This window comes from Streptomyces xanthii, from assembly GCF_014621695.1.
In the GTDB taxonomy this organism is placed as follows: domain Bacteria; phylum Actinomycetota; class Actinomycetes; order Streptomycetales; family Streptomycetaceae; genus Streptomyces; species Streptomyces xanthii.
This window is the reverse complement of record NZ_CP061281.1, coordinates 2,802,135-2,824,793: the sequence shown is the minus strand read 5'-3', so window position 1 is coordinate 2,824,793 and position 22,659 is coordinate 2,802,135. Positions and strand designations below refer to the sequence as shown.

Below are 22,659 nucleotides of genomic sequence, written 5' to 3'. Positions count from 1 at the left end.
CCGTGCGCACAAGACCCCTCCTCTTCCTCCCCGCCCTGGCCCTCACCCTCGCCCTCACCGGCTGCGGCGGCTCCTCCGCCGCGTCGTACGGCACGGGGGAGCGGTCCATCAGCGTCGACGCGGGCGAGACCTTCACCCTGGAGGTCCCCGCCAGCTCCGCGATGGGCGAGAACTGGTACCTCGCCGACCCCGAGCCGGACACCGCGGTCCTCGACTACGAGGGCCGCCGGGACGACAACGACGCCGGCGAGGACGGCACCCAGTACTTCGACTTCACCGCCTCCCACAAGGGCAGGACCACCGTGAAACTGGTCCACTGCCCCAACGGCTTCTGCCACAGCGCGGCCGAGGCCACCGCCGAACCCGCCTCATCGGCCGCCCCCAACGCAGGCCCCGTCCCCACGGCCACGGGCACCCCCCAGACCCGCATCGAGTACTTCGAGTACGAGATCACCGTCCGCTGAGCGCGCGAACCGAGGTCCACCGCATGTCTTCCACGCCCACGCCCCCGTCCCGCACCGACGACCAGGTGCTCGCCGAGACGGACATCGGCGCGCTGCTCCGCTACGGGCTCACCCGGCAGGAGTTCCGTACCGCGCTGTTCGGGGACGGGGCGATCGCCGGGGCCGTCACGCTCGACCGGCTCGGGGTGCGGCCCCGGTCCGTGGCCTACGTCGGCAAGATCGTGCGGGCGGGCGGGCTGCGGTACGCGGCGGAGTTGGCCGAGCCGCTTCCCTCGCCGGAGGCGTCCGCCCTGCTGCGCACGTGGCTGGAGGAGGCGGCGCGGGTCGCCGGGGACGCACCGGACGCCGAGAAGGCGGCGGCCCGCTGGCTGCACGCCGTCGCCGAACTCATCGGCATGCGCCGCTCGTCCCGCGGCGCCGACGCCTAGAGCTTCACCGGGAGCGTGTCGACGCCGTAGACGATCGACAGCTTGCGGAACTCCAGCTCCGCGGACGGGACCGCGAGGCGCAACTCCGGGAAGCGGCGCACGAGTTGGGGGAACGCGGCCCGCAGTTCCATCTTGCCGAGCTCCGCGCCGATGCAGCGGTGGATGCCGTAGCCGAACGCCAGGTGCGAGGCGGCCGGCGGGCGCGCGGGCAGGAAGGCGTCCATGTCGTCGCCGAGACGCGGGTCCCGGTCGGCTGCGCTGAGCGACACGATGACGATGTCGCCGCCCGAGATCCGTACCCCGCCGATCTCCGTGTCCTCACGGGCGAAGCGCGGGAACGCCGTCTGCACGACCGTCAGATGCCGCAGCAGCTCGTCCACGAACGGCGCCGCGACCGTCGCCGGGTCCTCGGCCTCCCGGATCGCCTCGAAGTGCGTCCGGTCCTCCATCATGATCAGCGTGCCGAGCGCGAGCATGCTCGCCGTCGTCTCCAGGCCGCCGGTCAGGACGCCGTCCGCGAGGCCGGTCAGCTCCTCGTCCGTGATGTTGTCGCCGTGCTCGCGCACCAGCATGCCGAGCAGACCCTCGCCCGGATTGCGGCGCTGCTCGGCGACGACGCCGCGCAGATAGTCGAGCGAGGCCGACACCGCGCCGAACGACGCCCCGGCGCCGCCCAGCACGTCGAAGCGGGCCACCGAGAACTGCTGGAACGCGTCCCGCTCCTCGTACGGCACCCCCAGCAGTTCGCAGATCACGAGCGCCGGCACCGGCATCGCGAAGTGCTCGACGAGATCCGCCGTGCCGTCCGGCGACTCCGCGACCGCCTTCTCCAGCTGCGCGAGCTGCTCCTCCACGATCGCGTGGATGCGCGGGGTCAGCCGCGACAGCCGGCGCATCGTGAACTCGGGGGTCAGCAGGCGGCGCAGCCGCGTGTGGTCCGGCGGGTCGCAGAACCCGAGCCCGCCCGGGTTCTGATCGGCCCCGGCACCGCCCACGCCCACCAGATGCCGGAAGTCGTTGCTGAACGCCTTGGCGTCGCCGAGGACTTCCTTCGCCTCGTCGTAGCCGGAGACGAGCCACACCGTCATGCCGGGGATGGGCAGCTTGCTGACGGGCTCACGGTCGCGCAGCGCGCCGATCTCGGGGACCGGGTCGACGCCGTCACGGCGCAGCGGCAGCAGGGCGCCTTCGGGCAGCTTCGACAGGATGGAGAGGTCGAGACTGCCCCCCTTCTTCCGGAGCCGGGTGAAGTAGAGGCGGGTCAGCCAGCTGGCTATCGCGGAACGTACGGACATGTGCTCGCATTTCTGCGGTGGTCGCATCGCTGCGCCGGGGACGGACAGAACGAACGGGCGGGCAAATCGGTTGTTTCGAGCGGAACGCCGCCGCGCTGACGGCATGTTCACAGCGGCGGGGGTCCGCCAAGGGTACGTGCGTTCCCCCTGCCCCACGGAAGAGGGGCCATCCCCCTGAAACAGGCGGGGGACACCCCCACCGACCCCCTCCCGGTACCTGTAACGCGCACCGATTCACGCCGAAAATCGAGCCGAGGCGGGACGCCCCGCCCCGCCGATTTCGACGCGTCTGCCGCGGGGGCGGTTGCAGTGTCGCCGGAGGGCGCCGTAGCTCCGCCGGTCGCGTCGCCGGGTGCCGCCCGGTGGGGGCTGGTCGCGCAGTTCCCCGCGCCCCTGAAGGCATGCGCTGCGCGCAGCCTTCCCCGCGCCTGCACGCCCTATGAGGCGGCGCAGCCCGCGAAGAGGCGGAGGAAGCGATTCCGCATCGTTATCTTTTTCGCTCGATCCTCACGTAAACCTCACGTAAGTTCAGACCAACGGCAATTCGCGTGAGCAAAGCTGCGCGGCGGTACCGCGCAGTGGAGGGGGCTGCGCGGTGCCGCGTGCCACGTCAACCGCGTGACGGACACGGGAGAGGGACACCCGGCGGCACGCGAAGCGCCCGGCGCGAGCGCTCCCGGAGAACCGGTGAGCCCGCCGGGGAGCGGCCGAAAAGGGCCCGTAGGCCGTCGCCGAGCGACTCCGGAGAGTAGTGATGGCGCGCCGATGCACGCAGCATCACTTACGAAGGGTTATGGTGGAAACCCCCCCTCGGGCCGGTCCGTCTCCCCCCCACGGACCGGCCCGTTTTTCTTTCCCGGACCGGTTCAGCTCCGCCCGGCCCAGATGTTCGTGCCCGGCGTCGACACGGCGAACGAGTCGATCTCCGTGAGCTCCTCCGCCGTCAGCTTCGGACCGGCGAGCGCCGCCACGTTCTCCTCCAGCTGACCCACGCTCGACGCACCGATCAGCGCCGACGTCATCCGCTCGTCCCGCAGCACCCAGGTCAGCGCGAGCTGGGCCAGCGACTGACCGCGCCGCTGCGCGATGTCGTTCAGCCCGTTCAGCCGGCGCAGCACCTCGTCGCTCAGCAGGTTCGGGTCGAGCGACTTGCCCTGCGTGGCGCGCGAACCCTCCGGGATGCCCTTGAGGTACTTGCCCGTCAGCAGGCCCTGCGCCAGCGGCACGAAGGAGATGCAGCCCATGCCGGCCGCCTCCAGCGTGTCGAGCAGCCCGTCGTCCTCGGTCCAGCGGTTGATCATCGAGTAGGACGGCTGGTGGATGAGGGCCGGGACGCCCATCTCCCGCAGCAGCCGCGCCGCCTCGGCGGTCTGCTCGCTGCTGTAGGAGGAGACACCGACGTACAGCGCCTTGCCCTGCTGCACCGCCGATGCGAGCGCTCCCATCGTCTCCTCGAGCGGCGTGTTCGGGTCCGGCCGGTGCGAGTAGAAGATGTCGACGTAGTCGAGACCCATCCGCTTCAGCGACGCGTCCAGCGACGACATCAGGTACTTGCGGCTGCCCCACTCCCCGTACGGACCGGGGTGCATCAGATAGCCCGCCTTGGTCGAGACGACCAGTTCGTCCCGGTACGGGGCGAAGTCCTGCGCGAAGATCTTGCCGAAGTTCAACTCGGCCGAGCCGGGCGGCGGTCCGTAGTTGTTCGCCAGGTCGAAGTGCGTCACCCCCAGATCGAAGGCACGGCGCAGGATCGCGCGCTGGGAGTCCAGCGTGCGGTCGTCACCGAAGTTGTGCCACAGGCCGAGCGAGATCGCGGGCAGCTTCAGGCCGCTGCGGCCCGTGCGCCGGTACTCCATCGCGTCGTATCGGTCCGACGCGGCGACATAAGGAGAGGTGTCGTTCATGGAGACGAAACTACGTCAGTCCCCTGTCCCGCACCCGTCTCCCACCGCCCGCACGGCCCCCGCACACCCCGTCACAGGGCCCCGTTCACGCAGGGGTAGGCTTTCGCCCTCGGGGACTGCCGTCTGCACGGAGGGGCGAAAAAGACCGTGAACCTGCGCGACAGGCTGCGCGGCCTGCTGGTCAGGCTGTACGCGCGCCGGGTGGAAGGCCACCTGGACCACGACCAGGTGCCCAAGCACATCGGGGTCATCATGGATGGCAACCGGCGCTGGGCGAAGGCGGCCGGATCCACCACCGCCCAGGGCCACCAGGCGGGCGCCGCCAAGATCGAGGAGTTCCTCGGCTGGTGCACCGAGACGGACGTCGAGGTCGTCACGCTGTGGCTGCTGTCGACGGACAACTTCGACCGGCCCCCGGAGGAACTGGTCCCGCTGCTCGGCATCATCGAGGAGACGGTCCGCTCCCTCGCCGCCGACGGCCGCTGGCGCGTCCACCACGTGGGCGCCACCGACCTGCTGCCCGACGGCCTGCGCAGCGTGCTCAAGGAGGCCGACGCGGCCACCGCGCACGTCGACGGGATAGTGGTGAACGTGGCGATCGGCTACGGCGGCCGCCAGGAGATCGCCGACGCCGTCCGCTCGATGCTGCACGAGGCCGCCGAGAAGAAGCAGACCCTCGAAGAGGTCGCCGAGTCCGTCGACATCGACTCCATCGGCCGGCACCTCTACACGAGCGCCCAGCCCGACCCGGACCTCGTCATCCGCACCAGCGGCGAGCAGCGCCTGTCCGGCTTCATGCTCTGGCAGACCGCCCACTCCGAGTACTACTTCTGCGACGTCTTCTGGCCCGCCTTCCGCAAGGTCGACTTCCTGCGCGCCATGCGTGACTACGCGGCCCGCCACCGCCGTTTCGGCGGCTAGACAGCCTCCCGGACGGCCACCCGGCACCCCCGCCGCCACCAGGACATAAAGCGTCATCAGGAGTTAACGAACGCGCCGCCCTGCCTCGTTGCATGGCGGCGCTCGTTCGAGGGAATAAGCCCTCCAGGTCGGTGTCCACACCAAGGACACCGCATCTCAGCGGGCGGCACGGGGCTGCCCGCCCGGGAGGCCCTTTGCACCAGGACGACCGCACGCCGAAGCGTACGGAAGACGACTTGGAGGGCCGGTCCCGGCCCGCGCAGCGCGGCCGACGACCGGTGGTCTTCTCCCACCCTCCCGGCCCGGTAACTCCTCCGTCGCTCGCCCGACCTCATTCCGAGGGGGTACGTCCTTCGTGGTGACCAGCAACAAGCGCCTCCGCAAGCCCGACCGGCGCACTTATGTTCTCGACACCAGCGTCCTGCTGGCCGATCCGAACGCCATGACCCGCTTCGACGAGCACGAGGTCGTGCTGCCCGTCGTCGTGGTCACGGAACTGGAGGCCAAGCGGCAGCATCCGGAACTCGGCTACTTCGCCCGGCAGGCCCTGCGCCTGCTCGACGACTACCGGATCCGGCACGGACGTCTGGACGCCCCGATCCCCACCGGCGAACTGGGCGGAACGCTCCGCGTCGAGCTCAACCACTCCGACCCGGGAATCCTCCCGTCCGGCTACCGCCTGGGCGACAACGACTCCCGGATCCTCGCGGTCGCCCGCAACCTGCAGGCCGAGGGGTACGACGTCACCGTCGTGTCGAAGGATCTGCCGCTGCGGATCAAGGCGTCCTCGGTCGGACTCCTCGCCGAGGAGTACCGGGCCGAGCTCGCCATCACGGACTCCGGCTGGACCGGAATGTCCGAACTGACGCTCCCCGCCGAACAGGTGGACCTGCTCTTCGAGGAGGACAGCCTCTACGTCCCCGAGGCGGCCGAGCTGCCCGTCCACACGGGCCTGACGATCCACTCCGAGCGCGGCAAGGCCCTCGGCCGGGTCACGCCGGAGGGCAACGTCCGGCTCGTGCGCGGCGACCGGGAGGCCTTCGGCCTCAAGGGCCGCAGCGCCGAACAGCGGATCGCGCTCGATCTGCTGCTCGAACCGGACGTCGGCATCGTCTCGATGGGCGGCCGGGCCGGCACCGGCAAGTCCGCGCTCGCGCTGTGCGCGGGCCTGGAGGCGGTCCTGGAGCGCCGCCAGCACCAGAAGGTGATGGTCTTCCGGCCGCTGTACGCGGTCGGCGGGCAGGAGCTCGGCTATCTGCCGGGCTCCGAGGCCGAGAAGATGGGGCCGTGGGCGCAGGCCGTCTTCGACACCCTCTCGGCCGTCACCTCCCGCGAGGTCATCGAGGAGGTCACGGCGCGCGGGATGCTGGAGGTCCTGCCGCTCACCCACATCCGGGGCCGCTCGCTGCACGACGCGTTCGTGATTGTGGACGAGGCCCAATCGCTGGAACGGAACGTCCTGTTGACCGTTCTGTCCCGTATCGGCGCGAATTCCCGTGTCGTCCTGACTCATGACGTCGCCCAGCGCGACAACCTGAGGGTGGGCCGGTACGACGGAGTCGTCGCCGTCGTCGAGAAGCTGAAGGGTCATCCGCTGTTCGCGCACGTCACGCTGACGCGCTCGGAGCGGTCGCAGATCGCGGCCCTGGTGACCGAAATGCTGGAAGACGGTCAGATCTAGCCCGTTTGGGGGTACTTGGCGCCGCCCGGCAAAGCCAGAGAGCTTAGCCGGGCGGCGTCTTGGCGTGTGCTCGTTTCCGTAAAACCCGTGGGACAAACGGGGTGTGACGTTTCCCACGCAGCACAGAATTGCTTCACGGCATCGCCATACGGCAGAGTCACGGTTCCGTCAGGCCCCGCATACGACACTTCTGTACCCCCAGCGGTACGGCACCACCGCAGCACCCGCTGCACCTTGAACTCCATAACGAACGTCGTATGCCGCCCGAGCACCACGCGGCGCCTCCCTCTCGGGAGTTGCCCACCGGGCCCGTGCCTCCCGTGACCCGTCAGTTGGGAGGCCAGTGCCAGGGGCACGATTGCGTCCGCGAGGGTCACACCACAGCGGGCGATGCTGGAAGGAAACCGTGTGAGCCGGATTTCGGTCCGGGGATTCGCAGTGGCCTCGGCCACCGCGGTCACCACTGTCGGCGCAGTCGTGGGTGTTGCCTCGGGCAGCACCGGCCAGCCCTCCAACGAGGCAGAGGCCGCCACGGCGAGCGACGCGACCCTCCTCGCGGACGTCCCTGTCGGTCAGCAGGCGCAGGTGCAGACCTCGTCGCTGCAGCAGCAGGCGCAGACCCAGGCCATCGCGGCCGACACCGCTGCCCAGAAGACCGCGGAGGAGTCGGCCCGCAAGAAGGCCGCCGAGGACGCGATCGCCAAGCAGCAGGACGCGCAGGCCGCGAAGGAGAAGGCCGAGCAGGAGGCGAAGGAGCGCGAGGAGGCCAAGAAGCAGGCCGCCAGCCGTTCCGCGACCCGCGACGCGTCGAGCTTCGCGCCGCAGTCCTCGTACTCCGTCGCGCAGATCCAGTCGATGGCGCGCTCCATGGTGCCGTCCGGTCAGTTCCAGTGCTTCAGCAACATCGTGGACCACGAGTCCAGCTGGAACTACAAGGCGGTCAACGCCTCCTCCGGCGCCTACGGCCTCTTCCAGGCGCTGCCCGCGGGCAAGTACGCCTCGGCCGGCGCCGACTGGCAGACCAACCCCGCCACCCAGATCAAGTGGGGCCTCAACTACATGAACAGCCGCTACGGCAGTCCGTGTGAGGCCTGGTCCTTCTGGCAGGCGAACCACTGGTACTGAGCCGTACCCCGCTCAACCTCCCGAAGCCCCTCACCGTCATACGGTGAGGGGCTTCGGCCATGTACGGTCTGAGCGGCGATGAGGCACGGGGGAAAAGGACGGATCATGTCGCGAGTGCCAGGCTGGCTCGGCAGGGTCGGCGCCGGAATCAGCAGAATGGGCGAGCGTCTCGACGAGCGCCGCGCGGAGGCCGAACGGGAGGCCGAGTCCGAACTCCCGGACCCGGCACGGCCCGAGCCCGCCGCCGGCTCCGCCGCCGGGCCCGACCCGGGAGCGGGAGCCGAGCCGGCGCCGGCCGGGGCGTCGCGCAAGGACCACGTGCCCGCCCCGCCCGACTACGCGCCGGCCGTCGCCGCCCGGCCCGAGCCCGTCGCCGCCGTCCCCTGGGGCCTGAGGGTCGCCGCCGAGGCCGGCTGGCGGCTCCTCGTGCTCGCCGGCGCGCTCTGGGTCCTCATCAAGGTCATCAGCTCGGTGCAGCTCGTGGTGTTCGCGTTCATCGCGGCACTGCTCATCACCGCGCTGCTCCAGCCGACCGTGGCCCGGCTGCGCCGGCACGGCGTCCCGCGCGGACTCGCCACCGCCCTGACGGCGATCCTCGGCTTCGTGATCATGGGGCTCGTCGGCTGGTTCGTGGTCTGGCAGGTCCAGGAGAACATCGACGCGCTCTCCGACCAGGTCCAGGACGGCATCGACGAACTGCGCAAGTGGCTGCTCAACAGCCCGTTCCACGTCACCGAGGACCAGATCAACGACATCGCCAAGTCGCTGCGCGAGGCGATCGGGGCGAACACGGACGAGATCACGTCCGCGGGCCTCGAAGGCGTCACCGTCATCGTCGAGGCGATGACCGGCATCCTCCTCACGATGTTCTCGACGCTCTTCCTGCTCTACGACGGCCGGCGCATCTGGGACTGGACCCTCAAGCTCGTCCCCGCGCAGGCCCGGCCGGGCATCGCGGGCGCGGGACCGCGGGCCTGGCGCACCCTCACCGCGTATGTGCGCGGCACGGTCATAGTCGCCCTGATCGACGCCATCTTCATCGGCCTCGGCATCTTCTTCCTCGACGTGCCCATGGCGGTGCCGCTCGCCGTCTTCATCTTCCTGTTCGCGTTCATCCCGCTCGTCGGCGCGGTCGTCTCCGGGGCGCTCGCGGTGGTCGTCGCGCTGGTCACCCAGGGCGTGTTCACGGCGGTGATGACGCTGGCGGTCGTCCTCGCGGTGCAGCAGATCGAGGGCCACATCCTGCAGCCCTTCATCCTCGGCCGCGCGGTACGGGTGCATCCGCTGGCGGTCGTCCTGGCGGTCGCCGCGGGCGGCATGGTCTCCGGGATCGGCGGCGCGGTGGTGGCCGTCCCGCTCGTCGCCGTCACCAACACGGTGGTCGTGTATCTACGGGCGTGGTCGCGCGGCGAGGCGCTTCGCCAGACGCCGGAGCCGCGGGGAGCGACAGCGGTCGACGCGAGCCCCTCCGGGGACTGACCAACTCAAGCCCCTCCGGCGTTTGAGGAGCGGGGTCCGGGGCGGAGCCCCGTGACATGAGAAAACCGGGGCCGGACGAATCCGACCCCGGTTCACTCGTGATGACCCGTTACGCCAGCGCGGCTTCCGCGTCCAGCGTCACCGCGACCGCCTGGATGACCGAGGCGATCTTGAAGGACTCCAGGATGACGTCGCGCTCGACGCCGGCCTTGCGGAGCACCTGCTCGTGCGAGTCGAGGCACATCCCGCAGCCGTTGATCGCCGAGACGGCGAACGACCACAGCTCGAAGTCGATCTTGTCGACGCCGGGGTTGCCGATGACGTTCATCCGCAGGCCCGCGCGCATCGTCCCGTACTCGTCGTCCGAGAGCAGGTGACGCGTGCGGTAGAAGACGTTGTTCATCGACATGATGGCGGCCGCCGACTTCGCGGCCTTGAACGCCTCCGGCGAGAGGTTCGCCTCGGCCTCGGGGGCCAGCTCGCGCAGCACGCGCGGCGAGCGCGAGGCGATCGCGGTCGCGAGGACCGTGCCCCACAGCTGCTGCGCCGGCAGGTCCGAGTTGCCGATGACCGAGCCCAGGTTGAGCTTCAGGTCCTTGGCGTAGTCCGGTATGGCGGACTTCAGTTCGTCGAGTGCCATGTCAGAAGACTCCGCTCACTCGCCCGAGAGCAGCGCGACCGGGTCGAGGGTCTCGTCGCCCTTGCTCCAGTTGCACGGGCACAGCTCGTCGGTCTGCAGGGCGTCGAGGACCCGCAGGACCTCCTTGGGGTTACGGCCCACGGAACCGGCGGTCACCATCGTGAACTGGATCTCGTTGTTCTGGTCGACGATGAAGACGGCGCGCTGCGCGAAGCCGTCCTCACCCTCAATACCGAGGTCACGCATGAGCTCGTGCTTCGAGTCGGCCAGCATCGGGAAGGGCAGGTCCGTCAGGTCCGGGTGGTCCTTGCGCCAGGCGTGGTGCACGAACTCGGAGTCGCCGGAGAAGCCGAGGATCTGGGCGTCACGGTCGGCGAACTCCTCGTTCAGCTTGCCGAACGCGGCGATCTCGGTCGGGCACACGAAGGTGAAGTCCTTGGGCCACGCGAAGACGATCTTCCACTTGCCCTCGTAGGTCTTGTGGTCGATCTGCGCGAACTCCTTGCCCTTCTCCAGCGAGACGCAGGCAGTGAGGTCGAACTGGGGGAACTTGTCACCGACAGTGAGCACGTGCTCTCCTTGCAGCGAGAAAGGCCCCTTTTGAGGGCCTTTCCATGGGTTGGACTGCTCATGATCGTGGCACACCGTGCATTGATTACGGAAATAGCTAGACTCGGTCGTGTTGATCGGAGGTGGCTATCAGTGGCCGTATCGAGCGGAAAGCCGGGCCTGAAGCGCAGGCAGCCCAGCCTGGCGCAGCTGCGGGCGTTCGCGGCGGTCGCGGAGCATCTGCACTTCAGGGACGCGGCGGCCGCGATCGGGATGAGCCAGCCCGCGCTGTCCGGAGCCGTCTCCGCGCTGGAGGAGACGCTCGGGGTGACCCTCGTCGAGCGTACGACGCGCAAGGTGCTGCTCTCGCCGGCCGGCGAGCGGATCGCCGTACGGGCGCGGGCCGTGCTGGACGAGGTCGGGGCGCTCGTGGAGGACGCGGAGGCCGTACGGGCGCCGTTCACCGGCGTGCTGCGGCTCGGGGTCATCCCCACGGTCGCGCCCTATCTCCTGCCCACCCTGCTGCGGCTCGTGCACGACCGGTACCCGGACCTCGACCTCCAGGTACACGAGGAGCAGACCTCCTCGCTGGTGGAGGGCGTCACCGCCGGACGGCTCGACCTGCTGCTGCTCGCCGTGCCGCTCGGGGTGCCGGGTATCAGCGAAATCCCCCTGTTCGACGAGGACTTCGTGCTCGTCACCCCGCTCGACCACTGGCTCGGCGGCCGCGAGGGCATTCCCCGCGAGGCGCTGCGCGAGCTGAACCTGCTCCTCCTGGACGAGGGGCACTGCCTGCGGGACCAGGCGCTGGACATCTGCCGGGAGGCGGGGCGGGACGACGTTCCCGTCACCACGACCGCGGCGGGGCTCTCCACGCTGGTGCAACTCGTCGCCGGCGGGCTGGGAGTGACCCTGCTGCCCCGCACGGCCGTGTCCGTGGAAACCAGCCGCAGCGCCCAACTCCTCACCGGCTACTTCGCCGAACCCGCGCCTTCGCGGCGGGTGGCGTTCGCGATGCGGAGCGGGGCGGCGCGCTCCGCGGAGTACGAGGAGTTGGCGGCGGCGCTTCGGGGGGCGTTGACCGGGTTGCCGGTCCGGGTCCTCTGACCGTCCCGCGCACCCCATCGCCGCCCTTCCCCGGCGGGGCCCCGACTTGAGCTCGCCCCGGGCCCACCTGGCCCCTGGTGCGCCTCAACTCCGGTCTCACCGCGGCCTGTTCCGCCCCTGGCCCGGCCCGGCCCGGTCCTGCTTCGCCCCCGGACCGGGCCAACTCGTCTTTGCCCCGACCCTGCTCCCACCCACCCGCCCCCTCCGGGGCGTCGGCCCGGCACCTGGCCTCGGGCAGCCCCCGGCCCCGGGTGCGTATGTCGGTCGACCTGGCCTCGGGCAGTCTGCCGCCTGGGGCGATGGGTGTGCCCCCTGCTCGAGCGGAACCGAGAGCTTGGGGCGGGCGGGCGAGGTGGTACCCCGGTGCCGGGTGGGCGTACTGGTCGGCCTCGGCCACGGCTCGTCGCCGTAGAGACCCAGCTCCGTTGCCGAGTGCCGCGCGGTCGTGGCTGGTCGCGCAGTTCCCCGCGCCCCTGGCGGGGCGCTCGGTGAGACCCCGCTGGGGCGGGTGGGTGGGAGCAGGGGGGAGGCGGCCCGTCCCGGGCCCGCGACCCGGGCTCGGGTGCGTTCGAGCCCGGGGTGAGAAGGTCCCCGTACCGCCCGGAGGGTTACTCCGTGCGGAGGCCCTCGGGGCGCATGAGGCGGTAGAGCGGGGGGAGGGAGAGGAGGGTGACGGTCAGGACCGCTGCCGCGCCCACCCCGACCAGGGGGAGGAACACCAGCCAGTCCGTCACCGGCTTGCCCGTCATCCGGAGCATCAGCCACCCCAGCGCCAGGCCCCCCGACACCGCGAGCCCCATCCCGAGCACGACCGGGATCGCCGTCTGCCACAGCACCGACCACGCCAGCGTCGCCCGCCGCGTCCCGTACGCCACCAGCACGGACAACAGCCGCCTGCGCTCGCGGAGTTGCTCGATCTGCGAGACCAGCATCGACGCCGCGATCAGCGAGATCGTGATCGCCGCCGCCGTGAACAGCCCGCGCAGGATGCTCGCGTACGTGTCGTCCCGTTCCGTCGCGTGCATGGTCCACACCCGCATGCTCGGATCCATCCGGAACGCCACGTTGCGCACGTGCTCGAACGCGTCCGGCACCGACTCGTCCACCTGGATCTGCGCCATGGTCATCGAGTTGTGCAGCGTGTCCGTGTCGAACGCGCCGGGCGTGGCGAGGATGCCGGTGAAGCGGTCCCCGAGCGCGTCGCTCCGCGACGGCACCGTGCGGGTCTCCTTCGGCAGCACCCAGCGGACCCCGTCCCGGTGCTTCCCGCCCCCCTCCATGTCGTCCACGGCGAGCCGCGCCCCGGGCCGCGCGATGTGCCGCGCCTCCCGCGACGTGGCGCCGCCCTCCGCGCCGAGGACCCGGAACACGTCACCGTCCCGGCACGACGGCAGCTCCGCCTTCTCGCGCAGCGCCGCACAGGTGCCGACCGACAGCGTGACCGTGGGGACGTACCCGTAGTGGTCCGGCCGCGCCCCCTCCGCGGCGGCCCACGTGTCGACGGTGCCGACGACCTTCCGTACGCCCGGAGACCGGCCGAACTCGTCGGTCATCCGCCGGGCCAGCTTCCCGCTCGGGAAGTCGGCGTTCGCGACGAGCTGGGCGCGCCGCGGGTCCTGTCCCGTCGCCTTGGTGAAGTCGTCCTCGATCCCGACGACGAACATCTGCAGCGCGATACCGCCCGCCACCGCGATCGTGATGCCCGCGACGGCCCGGCTCGCCGCCGTGCTGGACAACTGGAGCCTGCGCGTGGCCAGTTGCCACGGCACCGGCCCGCCGCGCAGTCGCCCCACGACCGCCTCGACCAGCCACGGCAGTACGAGCACCAGGCCGATGAGGAGCAGCGCGATCCCGGCCGCGATCCGGACCACGGCGAAGGTGTCCGTGCTGTCGACCGCCTCCGAGGTCAGCAGCAGCACCGCACCCGCCGCGGGGACCGGCAGCCGCCACCACAGCCGGCGCCGCCGCGTGCGGCGCTCGCGGACGACGCCCAGCGGCTCGATCGCCACCGAGCGCAGCGCGAACAGCGTCACCCCGATCGCGGCGAGCGGCACGGCCAGCACGATGAGCAGGCCGAGCACCGGCACCGGCGACAGGTCCGAGGGGAACGCCGACAGCCGCCACACCTCGACATGGGCGAGCGACTGCCGCGCCGCCAGGAAGAACCCGGCCCCGAACACCACCCCGAGCGCCGCCCCGAACAGGGCCTCGCCCGCCGCCATCCGCCGCGTCATCCGCACGTCCGCGCCGACCAGGCGCAGCGCGGCGAGCCGCCGGTCGCGCCGCTCGCCGCCGAACCGGACGGCCGTCGCGATGAAGATGGCCACCGGCACGAGCAGCACGACGCAGGCCAGCACCACCATCAGGACCAGCACCGGGTCCATGGGCGGCGACGGGAACGTGTGCCCCCAGTGGTCGAAGCGCCGCGCCCCGCGGTCGGTGCTGAGCTCGTCCGACCCGATGTACACGTACAGGTCGAACGGGTCGTGCAGGCCGGCCGGGGCGATCGTGCCGACGTCGCGGTACGCGTACCGCTCCTTGAGGAGCTTGCCGTCGGGGGAGTCGAGGAGCTCGCGCAAGGCAGGGGAGACGACCATCTCGCCGGGCCCGGGGAGCTTGTCCACGCCGGGCGGCAGCGCGGGATGCGCGCCGTCGGGCCGGACCAGATAGCCGTCGATCGAATCGGCCCGGAAATCGGAGGACGCGTCACTGAGCAGGACCGAGCGGTCCGAGCGCTCCGCGGGGCCACCGGGCTCCACGCCCAACTGCCGTGCGGCGCCCCGCGCGTCACGCTCCTCCAGCAGCGTCGGCACGGACGCCGCGCCCAGCAGCACGGCCACGCCGAGCCCCACGCCGATCGCGGTGAGCAGCGTACGGATCCAGCCCTCGCGGCCCCCGGCCACCGCGCACCGCACACCGACACCGAGGTCGCGCAGCCGGCCGCCGAACCCCTGCCGCACGGGCGCCGGGGCGGGGGCGGCCGGACGGTCGTCGAGCAGCGTCATCGGGCGAACTCCATGTCCCGGGACTTCCCGTCGCGCACCACGACCTCGCGGTCGGAGTAGGCGGCGACCCGGGCCTCGTGCGTGACCAGGACGACCGCGGCGTTCGTGCTCCGCGCCGCCTCCGTCAGCAGCTCCATGACCCGCTCGCCGTTCAGGGAGTCCAGGGCGCCGGTCGGCTCGTCGGCGAACAGCACGCGCGGGTTCGTCACCAGCGCGCGGGCCACGGCGACGCGCTGGCCCTGACCGCCGGACATCTCCCCGGGCCGCTTGCCCGCCAGGTCGTCGACCTCCAGGCGCTCCAGCCAGCCGGCGGCCCGCCGCTCGGCCTCCTTGCGCCTGACGCCGTTGAGCCGCAGCGGCAGCGCCACGTTCTCGACACTGGTCAGCTCCGGCACGAGCTGGCCGAACTGGAAGACGAAGCCGAACTCGCCGCGGCGCAGCGCGCTGCGCTCCGCGTCCGACATGGCCGCCAGGTCGCGGCCGCCGTACGTGATGCTGCCGGAGTCCGGCGTCACGATCCCGGCGAGGCAGTGCAGCAGCGTCGACTTGCCCGAACCGGACGGGCCCATCACGGCGACGATCTCGCCGGGATGCACGGAGAAGGACGCGCCGTCGAGGGCGGGCGTCGGGCCGTACGCCTTGCACAGGTCGACGGCGGTCAGCAGGGAACCGGCGGGAGTCATGAGGGGCGCACCTCCGCGGCGAGGCGGTCGAGACGCGCGGCGGTCAGTTCCAGCCAGCGCAGGTCGGCTTCGAGGTGGAACAGGGCGTGGTCGCAGATCAGCTGGTCGGCGAGGTCGCCCTTGCGCTTGCGGTCGGTGAGGATGCGCATGAGGCGCAGGTGCTCGGCGCGCTGCGAGTCGAGGACCTCGGCCGCGTCGCGATCGGTGAGCAGGGCGAGGACGACCTTCGTGTACAGGGTCGACTGGAGGTACGGCTCCGGCTTCTCCGGGGTCGCCAGCCACTGCTGGACGTCCGTGATGCCGGCGTCGGTGATCGCGTACCGCTTGCGCTCGGGGCCGCCGCCGGCCTCGATCCCGTCGACCTCGACGAGACCGTTCTTCAGCAGGCGGGACATCGTCGAGTAGACCTGCCCGTAGTGCAGCGGCTTGTCGTGCCCGAAGGTCTCGTCGAACGTGCGCTTGAGGTCGTAACCGTGGCGGGGCCCTGATTCGAGCAGCCCGAGAAGGGTGTGGCCGATGGACATGGAGGGGACTCTACACTCCGTGTATACCCGGGGTGTATACGGGTCCGAATCTCACCCGCGGCGACTCCGGCGGGGGCCGGTCACGCCCGGCGGCGAGACCCCAAACAGACCCAGCCCCGCGCGGCGGTCCGTCGACTGCGGCTCTCGTCGTGGCTGGTCGCGCAGTTCCCCGCGCCCCTGAAGGGCACGCTTCGCGCGCCCCCCAGGGGCCCGCCGGTCGCGCCCCGCGACGGAGTCGCTGATCGGGTGCAGCCCCGCGCCCCTGAAATGCAGACGCTTCGCCTCGCATTTCCCCGATCAAGGCGCGGGGCGCCTTTCATCTGGGGGAGGCGCGGCGAAGCCGCATGCCTGCCAGGGGCGCGGGGAACTGCGCGACCAGCCACACTCAGCCGTCGGCCGCCGGCCCCTCCGGGTCGCCCGAGCTCTTGGGCGGGCGACCCCGCCGGGCGATGGGCGCCGCCCCGCCGGGCAGCCGGCCCGCCTCGGCGAGAGCCCTGCGCAGCAGGAACTCGATCTGCGCGTTCGCGGAGCGCAGCTCGTCCCCGGCCCACCGCGCCAGCGCCTCGTACACGGCGGGATCGAGCCGCAGCAGCACCTGTTTCCGCGCCGGAGGCGGTGGCGGTGGCGGGGTCACTGGTAGAGCGTCCCCGTGTTCAGGACCGGCTGCGCCGCACGGTCACCACACAGCACGACCAGCAGATTGCTCACCATCGCCGCCTTCCGCTCCTCGTCCAGTGTCACGAAATCCTGCTCCGCGATCCGCGCCAGCGCCGCCTCGACCATCCCGACGGCCCCGTCGACGATCTGCCGCCGCGCCGCGACGACCGCCCCCGCCTGCTGCCGCTGCAGCATCGCCGAGGCGATCTCCGGAGCGTAGGCGAGATGCGTGAAGCGGGACTCGATGATCTGGACACCGGCCGCCTCCACGCGCGCGTGGAGCTCGACGGCCAGCTTCTCGGTGATCTCCTCCGCGTTCCCGCGCAGCGACAGCCCGCCCTCGTCATGGGCGTCGTACGGGTACTCGATGGCGATGTGCCGGACGGCCGCCTCGGTCTGCGTCGAGACGAACTCCAGGAAGTCGTCCACCTCGAACGTGGCCTGCGCGGTGTCCTCGACCCGCCACACGACGACCGCGGCGAGCTCGATCGGGTTGCCGTACGCGTCGTTGACCTTCAGGACCGCCGTCTCGTGGTTGCGGACCCGGGTGGAGACCTTGGTGCGCGAGGTCAGCGGGTTCACCCAGCGCAGCCCGTCGGTGCGGATCGTGCCCCGGTAGCGCCCGAAGAGCTGGACGACACGGGCCTCGCCCGGCGCCACCATGTTCAGCCCGCACATCGCGAAGAAGGCGCCGACCGAGACGAGGACGCCGAGCGTGATCAGCAGCGCCTTCGTGCCGTCCGAGTCGAGCGTCGTCGCGGCCACGATCAGCACGACCCCCGCCGCGAGCCCGACCAGGCCGAGCAGCAGTGCGAGCCCGCCGCCGATGCTGTGCGCCGTGACCTCCCGTACGCGCGCCTTCGGCATGGCCGGCACGTCCGGCGTGACGTCCGGTGTGGTGTCCGTCTCTGGCATGACTGTCCCCGTTCCCCTGAACTGCGGTTTCGCCCCCGGTCCGGGGCGAACCCTTTCTAGCATAGTGATATCATTTTAACGGCCACGGCAACCATCCGCTCGTCTGGATCGTCGGTTCCCATGGGGTAGGTGCTGATTGTCACGTCCGGAAATGACCGGAAGGGCACGGTTTTGCCTTAAGTGGCGGTGTTAGCTTCATGAGCTGATTCCGAACGAATCAGGAATGTTGACGGACGAGAAGCGGAGCGACGAGGTCATGGGCCGAGCGGATGCGAGGAACGCGCGCAAGGCCGCGGCGCGGCCTTCGGGCATACGCCGCTTCTTCACGTGGAAGAAGCTGCTGGGGGCCTTCTTCGGGTTCGTGCTCCTGTGCATGGGCGCCTTCGTGGTGCTCTACATGGTGATCGACATACCCGAGGGCAACCCGGAAGCCGATCTGCAGAGCAACGTGTACAAGTACAGCGACGGCTCGACCATGGCCCGCGTGGGCGAGGTCAACCGCGAGATCGTCAAGCTGTCCGAGGTCCCCAAGGGCGTCCAGCACACCTTCGTGGCCGCCGAGAACAAGACGTTCTACAAGGACCAGGGCATCGACCTGAAGGGCACCGCCCGCGGCGTCCTCAACACGGTCACCGGCAAGGGCAAGCAGGGTGGCTCGACGATCACCCAGCAGTACGTGAAGAACTACTACCTGACCCAGGACCAGACCGTCTCGCGCAAGCTGAAGGAACTGGTCATCTCGCTGAAGGTGGACCGCAAGAAGTCCAAGGACGACATCCTCGCGGGCTACATCAACACCAGCTTCTACGGCCGCGGCGCCTGGGGCATCCAGACCGCCGCCCAGGCCTACTACGGCGTCGACGCCTCCGACCTCAAGGTCGAGCAGGGCGCCTACCTCGCCGCGCTGCTCCAGGCGCCGAACCAGTACGACTGGGCGATCGCCTCCGACACCGGCAAGAAGCTCGTCAAGCAGCGCTGGAACTACGTCCTCGACAACATGGTCGAGATGCACTGGCTCAGCGCGTCCGAGCGCGCCGGCATGACCTTCCCCAAGCCCAAGGACCCCAAGCCGGCCGCGGGCCTGCAGGGCCAGGAGGGCTACCTCTACCAGGCCGCCAAGGCCGAGGTCATGAAGGAACTGGACCTCACCGAGGACCAGTTCGACGCCCACGGCTACACGATCACGCTCAACATCGACCGCAAGAAGCAGAAGCAGCTCGAGAAGGCCGTCAAGCAGCAGCTGACCGACCAGCTCGACCCCAAGCGCCGCAAGACCGACGCCAACGTGCAGGCGGGCGCCGTCTCCGTCGACCCGAAGACCGGCAAGGTCCTCGCCATGTACGGCGGCGAGGGCATCGACAAGCACTGGCGCAACAACGCGACGCGCACCGACTACCAGCCCGCCTCGACCTTCAAGCCGCTCATCCTCGCCGCCGCGCTGGAGAACAACGCGAAGACGCAGGACGGCCAGTCGATCCGGGCCAGCACGGTCTACGACGGCACGAGCAAGCGCCCCGTCGTCGAAGGCGGCAGCGAAGTCGGCTTCGCCCCGCCGAACGAGGACGACGTCGACTACGACGACGTCACCGTCCAGACCGCGATGAACAAGTCCATCAACTCCGTCTTCGCGCAGATGGGCGCCGACGTCGGCATGGACCAGGTCATGGACACCGCCAAGAAGCTCGGCATGGAGGGCGGCGACCTCAAGCCGTACTACGCCCAGACCCTCGGCACCATGGGCGCCAGCCCCCTGGAGATGGCCGGCGTCTACGCGACCCTCGACAACCACGGCAAGCTGGTCACCCCGCAGCTCGTGAAGTCGGTGTCCCTGGCCGGCCAGAAGCTCGACCTGCCGGAGCAGTCCGGCGAGCAGGTCATCAGCCGGGCCGCCGCCGACTCCGTCACCTCGGTGCTCACCGGCGTGGTCGACGACGGTACGGCCCGCGCCTCCGTCCGCGACAACCCGGGCCGCGACGGCCAGCAGGTCGCCGGCAAGACCGGTACGTCCGACTGCAACCGCTCGGCCTGGTTCACCGGCTACACCCCGGACCTCGTCACCTCCGTCGGCATGTTCGGCGAGGCGGCCAAGGCCGGCACCGCCCGGTGCGGCAGCGACGACCCGGTGAAGGTCACCCAGGGCGCCCAGGTCTCGCTGTCCGGCGCGGCCGGCGGCGGCCGCGTCAACGGTGGCAGCTTCCCGGCCCGCATCTGGGCCCAGTACACCTTCAACACCGCGGGCTCCGGCGAGCGCTTCGACCTGGACACCGACATGGGCGCGGGCGTCGAGCCCACCACCCAGGCCCCGGTCACCCCGAGCGACGAGCCGACGGCGCCCGAGACGCCGAGCGACGAGCCGACCACCGAGCCGCCGACCAGCCCGTCGACCCCGACGGACGAGCCGACGACCGAGCCGCCGACGGACCAACCGACCGACACGGCCGAGCCGCCCACCGATCCGGGCGGCGGCACCCCGACCATCGGCATCCCGGAGGACCCGGGCGGCGACGGCGGAGACACGGGCGGCTGGAACGGCACACAGCCCGACAACTAGCGCCACACACGGGGGCGCCCGGAACCCTTCGGTTCCGGGAGCCCCCGCGTCAGGTCCGGCTCACTCCGCGCGGCCCAGCCACGCCCCCGCCGCCCCGAGCAGCGACCGCACCCCCAGCTCGATCGTCGGCTCCGGCAGCGGAGCGTAGAGCGGCGAGTGGTTCACCGGGATCTCCGCGGGCAGCCCGCGCGTCGCCACCGCGTCGAGGTCCACCCCGGCGAACGCCTCCGGTGCCGCCCCGCCGAAGTGCCAGAACACCGACGGCACCCCGAGAGCGTCCCCGAACAGGCCGAAGTCCTCGCTGCCGTTGAGCGGATGCGGCAGCGTGACGACCGCCTGCTCGCCGAGCGCCCCGCGCAGCGCCCCGACCGTCACCTCGGTCGCCTCCGCCGAGTTCACCGTGACCGGGAACGTGCCCAGCGAGGTGATCTCCGGCTCCTTCGGCGCCCCCGAAGCCTCCGCCTCCGCCTTGACGATCCGGCGCACCGCCGCGAGCACCCGCTCCCGCACCGACTCGTCCACCGACCGGATGTTCAGCTTCAGCTCGGCCTCGTCCGGAATGATGTTCTCCTTCGTGCCGGCGTGCAGCGCGCCCACCGTCACGACCGCCGCCTGCGAGGCACCCACCTCGCGCGACACCACCGTCTGCAGCCGCAGCACCAGCGCCGCCGCCATCACCACCGGGTCCACCGTCGACTCCGGCGTCGACCCGTGCCCGCCCCGCCCGAACAGCCGCACCCGGAAACTGTCCGACGCCGCCATCACCGCCCCCGACCGCGTCACCGCGATCCCCGTCGGGAACGGACCCACGTGCTGGCCCAGACACACCTCGGGCCGCGGGAAACGCTCCGCGAACCCGTCCGCGAGCATGTCCCGCGCACCCTCGCCCGTCTCCTCCGCCGGCTGGAACACGGCGAGGGCCGTGCCGCGCCACGCGTCCCGGTGCGCGACGAGCTGCGCCGCCGCCCCCAGCAGACACGTCACGTGCATGTCGTGCCCGCACGCGTGCATCACCGGCACGTCGTTCCCGTCCCGGTCCGTGGCCCGCGCCACCGACGCGTACGGCAGCCCGGTCGCCTCCAGGACCGGCAGCCCGTCCATGTCCGCGCGCAGCAGCACGACCGGGCCGTCCCCGTTGCGGAGCACCCCGACGACACCGGTGCCGCCGACGCCCTCGGTCACCTCCCAGCCGCCCTGCGCCCGCAGCCGCGCCGCGACGATCCCCGCTGTCCGCGTCTCCTGCAACGACAGCTCGGGATGGGCGTGCAGGTCCTCGTAGAGCGCGCGCAGCCCGGGAAGGTGCGCGTCGAGGCCGCCGGTGAAGGGGGAGGAGCTCTCGGTGGTGCTCTCGGTGGTCATGCCTGCTCGCTTTCTGCTGCTACGGGAAGGGGTGAGGGCGCCGGCTCAGGCAGCCGCAGCGCCCGGCGGAAGGAGAGGGAGTCCTGCGGGGTGAACACGGACAGCACCGCCGCGAGGACGGCACCGAGCACCAGGAAGCCGAACGCGGCGGTGAACCCGGCGGCGTCCGCGAGCAGCCCCATCGCGGTCGGCGCGACGACCCCGCCGAGCTGCCCGCCGAACGTGATCAGCCCGGCCGCCGCCCCGGTCAGGGCGGGCGGCAGACTGCGCAGCGGCACCGCGAACACCGGCATGTACGACAGGGACGCGGCGCCGATCGCCACGGTCATCCACGCCACGAACGCGGCCGTGCCCGAGGCCGTAGCCATCAGCAGCAGCGCGATCGACGACACGGCCATCGCGGGCACCACGACCTTGCGCTGATGCCCCGCGAAGCGGTCCGCGAGCCGCCCGCCGACGATCACGGCGACGGTCGCCACGCCCGCCGGCAGCACGGCCAGCGCCCCGGCCGAGGTCAGCGCGAGCCCGCGCTCCTCGCTCAGGTACGACGGCACCCACGTGTTCAGGCCCCACACGATGATGTCGTACCCGAAGAACATCCCGGCGAAGGCCCACATCGTGCCGGAGCGCACGATCGTACGAGTGCCGCCCGCCGGGGCCGCCGACCGCACGCCCGCGTCCTGCGGCTCCGGCAGCCACAGCCGCACCGCCGCGTACACGAACACACCGACGGCGGCGACGCTGAAGAAGGCCGAGCGCCAGCCGAAGTGGGCGATCAGCGGCGCCGCGACCAGCGGGGCGACCACGGCGGCCACCGCGTTGGACGACTGCACCAGACCGTTGGCGCTCATCCGCTGGCCCGGCGTCGTGCGCTCGCTGACCGCCTTCATCGAGGCACCAGGGAAGATCCCCTCGGCCACCCCGAACAGGAACCGCACCACGAGCAGGATCGCGAACGAACCCGCCAGGCCGGTCAGCGCTGTGAACACGGACCAGATCAGCAGCGCCCAGCACGTGACCCGCTTCGCGCCGAACCGGTCGGCGAGCATCCCGCCCGGGATCTGGCACAGCGCGTACGCCACGAAGAAGACGGAGACGGCCACGCCCTGCTGGGTGCGGCTCAGGTCGAACTCGTCACCGATCGAGGGCAGCGCCAGATTGATGACGAGCCGGTCGACGTAGTCGATCAGCCAGGCGCTGAACAGCAGGGCGACGGTGATCTTCGCGCCTCGGTCGAGGCGCTCCTTGCCGGGGACTTTCCCGGGGACGTTGCCGGGGGCGTTTCCGGGGTCGTGCGACGGTGGGGCCACAGGCACTCCTTCTAGAGTGGGCGTGCTGGTGTGGGGGGAGCGGCTCGGAAGTGGGGACAGAA

The 22,659-nt window shown here is 71.2% G+C and carries 19 protein-coding genes; 8 read left to right on the top strand and 11 right to left on the bottom strand.

Annotated features, from left to right (window positions below):
- The first annotated feature begins 2 nt into the window (after positions 1–2).
- Positions 3–464 carry a protease inhibitor I42 family protein gene (locus IAG42_RS12645; protein WP_188337127.1) on the top strand — a complete coding sequence of 154 codons (462 nt, stop codon included), beginning with the start codon at positions 3–5 and terminating at the stop codon, positions 462–464.
- A 23-nt stretch (positions 465–487) separates the two neighbouring features.
- Positions 488–892: a hypothetical protein gene (locus IAG42_RS12640; protein WP_188337126.1), complete on the top strand. Its 405-nt coding sequence runs from the start codon at positions 488–490 to the stop codon at positions 890–892.
- Here the strand turns inward: IAG42_RS12640 and IAG42_RS12635 are convergent.
- Positions 889–2,187, bottom strand: a complete 1,299-nt coding sequence (locus IAG42_RS12635) for a cytochrome P450 (protein WP_188337125.1) — start codon at positions 2,185–2,187, stop codon at positions 889–891. The genes IAG42_RS12640 and IAG42_RS12635 overlap by 4 nt on opposite strands.
- Before the next feature lie 866 nt (positions 2,188–3,053).
- The gene (mgrA, locus tag IAG42_RS12630) at positions 3,054–4,091 is read right to left on the bottom strand and encodes an L-glyceraldehyde 3-phosphate reductase (RefSeq protein ID WP_188337124.1); all 1,038 of its coding nucleotides are present in this window, start codon (positions 4,089–4,091) and stop codon (positions 3,054–3,056) included.
- Between the two features lie 147 nt (positions 4,092–4,238).
- On the opposite strand from mgrA, the gene IAG42_RS12625 reads away from it, so the two are divergent.
- The 4 genes from IAG42_RS12625 (at position 4,239) to IAG42_RS12610 (ending at position 9,297) form a co-directional block, all read left to right on the top strand.
- On the top strand, positions 4,239–5,012 hold the full coding sequence (locus tag IAG42_RS12625) for an isoprenyl transferase (RefSeq protein WP_188337123.1): 774 nt from the start codon (positions 4,239–4,241) through the stop codon (positions 5,010–5,012).
- A gap of 355 nt (positions 5,013–5,367) precedes the next feature.
- Entirely contained in the window at positions 5,368–6,693 is a 1,326-nt protein-coding gene (locus IAG42_RS12620) for a PhoH family protein (RefSeq protein WP_188337122.1), read from the top strand.
- Positions 6,694–7,083: 390 nt separating this feature from the next.
- Complete coding sequence (locus tag IAG42_RS12615; RefSeq protein WP_188337121.1) at positions 7,084–7,818, top strand: aggregation-promoting factor C-terminal-like domain-containing protein; 735 nt, start codon at positions 7,084–7,086, stop codon at positions 7,816–7,818.
- Between the two features lie 105 nt (positions 7,819–7,923).
- On the top strand, positions 7,924–9,297 hold the full coding sequence (locus tag IAG42_RS12610) for an AI-2E family transporter (protein ID WP_188337120.1): 1,374 nt from the start codon (positions 7,924–7,926) through the stop codon (positions 9,295–9,297).
- Between the two features lie 109 nt (positions 9,298–9,406).
- Here the strand turns inward: IAG42_RS12610 and IAG42_RS12605 are convergent, their stop codons facing one another.
- Positions 9,407–9,937: an alkyl hydroperoxide reductase gene (locus IAG42_RS12605; RefSeq protein ID WP_188337119.1), complete on the bottom strand. Its 531-nt coding sequence runs from the start codon at positions 9,935–9,937 to the stop codon at positions 9,407–9,409.
- Between the two features lie 15 nt (positions 9,938–9,952).
- Positions 9,953–10,507: a peroxiredoxin gene (locus tag IAG42_RS12600; RefSeq protein WP_188337118.1), complete on the bottom strand. Its 555-nt coding sequence runs from the start codon at positions 10,505–10,507 to the stop codon at positions 9,953–9,955.
- Positions 10,508–10,639: 132 nt separating this feature from the next.
- On the opposite strand from IAG42_RS12600, the gene IAG42_RS12595 reads away from it, so the two are divergent.
- On the top strand, positions 10,640–11,593 hold the full coding sequence (locus IAG42_RS12595; protein WP_188337117.1) for a LysR substrate-binding domain-containing protein: 954 nt from the start codon (positions 10,640–10,642) through the stop codon (positions 11,591–11,593).
- A gap of 608 nt (positions 11,594–12,201) precedes the next feature.
- Here IAG42_RS12595 and IAG42_RS12590 read toward each other — a convergent pair.
- The 5 genes from IAG42_RS12590 to IAG42_RS12570 all read right to left on the bottom strand — a co-directional run bounded on the left by IAG42_RS12590 (position 12,202) and on the right by IAG42_RS12570 (position 17,377).
- On the bottom strand, positions 12,202–14,598 hold the full coding sequence (locus IAG42_RS12590) for an ABC transporter permease (RefSeq protein WP_188337116.1): 2,397 nt from the start codon (positions 14,596–14,598) through the stop codon (positions 12,202–12,204).
- Complete coding sequence (locus IAG42_RS12585) at positions 14,595–15,281, bottom strand: ABC transporter ATP-binding protein (protein WP_188337115.1); 687 nt, start codon at positions 15,279–15,281, stop codon at positions 14,595–14,597. Before IAG42_RS12585 ends, IAG42_RS12590 begins: the two co-directional genes overlap by 4 nt.
- Positions 15,278–15,805 carry a PadR family transcriptional regulator gene (locus IAG42_RS12580; protein ID WP_188337114.1) on the bottom strand — a complete coding sequence of 176 codons (528 nt, stop codon included), beginning with the start codon at positions 15,803–15,805 and terminating at the stop codon, positions 15,278–15,280. Before IAG42_RS12580 ends, IAG42_RS12585 begins: the two co-directional genes overlap by 4 nt.
- 385 nt (positions 15,806–16,190) lie before the next feature.
- The gene (locus tag IAG42_RS12575; protein ID WP_188337113.1) at positions 16,191–16,439 is read right to left on the bottom strand and encodes a hypothetical protein; all 249 of its coding nucleotides are present in this window, start codon (positions 16,437–16,439) and stop codon (positions 16,191–16,193) included.
- Positions 16,436–17,377, bottom strand: a complete 942-nt coding sequence (locus tag IAG42_RS12570; RefSeq protein ID WP_188337112.1) for an SPFH domain-containing protein — start codon at positions 17,375–17,377, stop codon at positions 16,436–16,438. Before IAG42_RS12570 ends, IAG42_RS12575 begins: the two co-directional genes overlap by 4 nt.
- Positions 17,378–17,633: 256 nt before the next feature.
- Between IAG42_RS12570 and IAG42_RS12565 the strand changes: the two genes are divergently transcribed.
- Positions 17,634–19,928 carry a transglycosylase domain-containing protein gene (locus IAG42_RS12565; RefSeq protein ID WP_188341335.1) on the top strand — a complete coding sequence of 765 codons (2,295 nt, stop codon included), beginning with the start codon at positions 17,634–17,636 and terminating at the stop codon, positions 19,926–19,928.
- Positions 19,929–19,988: 60 nt separating this feature from the next.
- On the opposite strand, the gene IAG42_RS12560 is transcribed toward IAG42_RS12565, so the two are convergent.
- Positions 19,989–21,287: an amidohydrolase gene (locus IAG42_RS12560; protein ID WP_188337111.1), complete on the bottom strand. Its 1,299-nt coding sequence runs from the start codon at positions 21,285–21,287 to the stop codon at positions 19,989–19,991.
- Positions 21,284–22,597 (bottom strand): MFS transporter, encoded by a 1,314-nt coding sequence (locus IAG42_RS12555; protein ID WP_188337110.1) that lies wholly within the window; start codon positions 22,595–22,597, stop codon positions 21,284–21,286. Before IAG42_RS12555 ends, IAG42_RS12560 begins: the two co-directional genes overlap by 4 nt.
- Between the last annotated feature and the right edge of the window lie 62 nt (positions 22,598–22,659).

What these genes read in the sequence shown, in the direction of transcription:
- IAG42_RS12635 (WP_188337125.1), bottom strand. Translation starts at nt 2,187, where the DNA reads ATGTCCGTACGTTCCGCGATAGCCAGCTGGCTGACCCGCCTCTACTTC.
- mgrA (WP_188337124.1), bottom strand. Translation starts at nt 4,091, where the DNA reads ATGAACGACACCTCTCCTTATGTCGCCGCGTCGGACCGATACGACGCG.
- IAG42_RS12640 (WP_188337126.1), top strand. Translation starts at nt 488, where the DNA reads ATGTCTTCCACGCCCACGCCCCCGTCCCGCACCGACGACCAGGTGCTC.
- IAG42_RS12605 (WP_188337119.1), bottom strand. Translation starts at nt 9,937, where the DNA reads ATGGCACTCGACGAACTGAAGTCCGCCATACCGGACTACGCCAAGGAC.
- IAG42_RS12565 (WP_188341335.1), top strand. Translation starts at nt 17,634, where the DNA reads ATGGGCCGAGCGGATGCGAGGAACGCGCGCAAGGCCGCGGCGCGGCCT.
- IAG42_RS12560 (WP_188337111.1), bottom strand. Translation starts at nt 21,287, where the DNA reads ATGACCACCGAGAGCACCACCGAGAGCTCCTCCCCCTTCACCGGCGGC.
- IAG42_RS12610 (WP_188337120.1), top strand. Translation starts at nt 7,924, where the DNA reads ATGTCGCGAGTGCCAGGCTGGCTCGGCAGGGTCGGCGCCGGAATCAGC.
- IAG42_RS12585 (WP_188337115.1), bottom strand. Translation starts at nt 15,281, where the DNA reads ATGACTCCCGCCGGTTCCCTGCTGACCGCCGTCGACCTGTGCAAGGCG.
- IAG42_RS12570 (WP_188337112.1), bottom strand. Translation starts at nt 17,377, where the DNA reads ATGCCAGAGACGGACACCACACCGGACGTCACGCCGGACGTGCCGGCC.
- IAG42_RS12580 (WP_188337114.1), bottom strand. Translation starts at nt 15,805, where the DNA reads ATGTCCATCGGCCACACCCTTCTCGGGCTGCTCGAATCAGGGCCCCGC.
- IAG42_RS12590 (WP_188337116.1), bottom strand. Translation starts at nt 14,598, where the DNA reads ATGACGCTGCTCGACGACCGTCCGGCCGCCCCCGCCCCGGCGCCCGTG.
- IAG42_RS12615 (WP_188337121.1), top strand. Translation starts at nt 7,084, where the DNA reads ATGCTGGAAGGAAACCGTGTGAGCCGGATTTCGGTCCGGGGATTCGCA.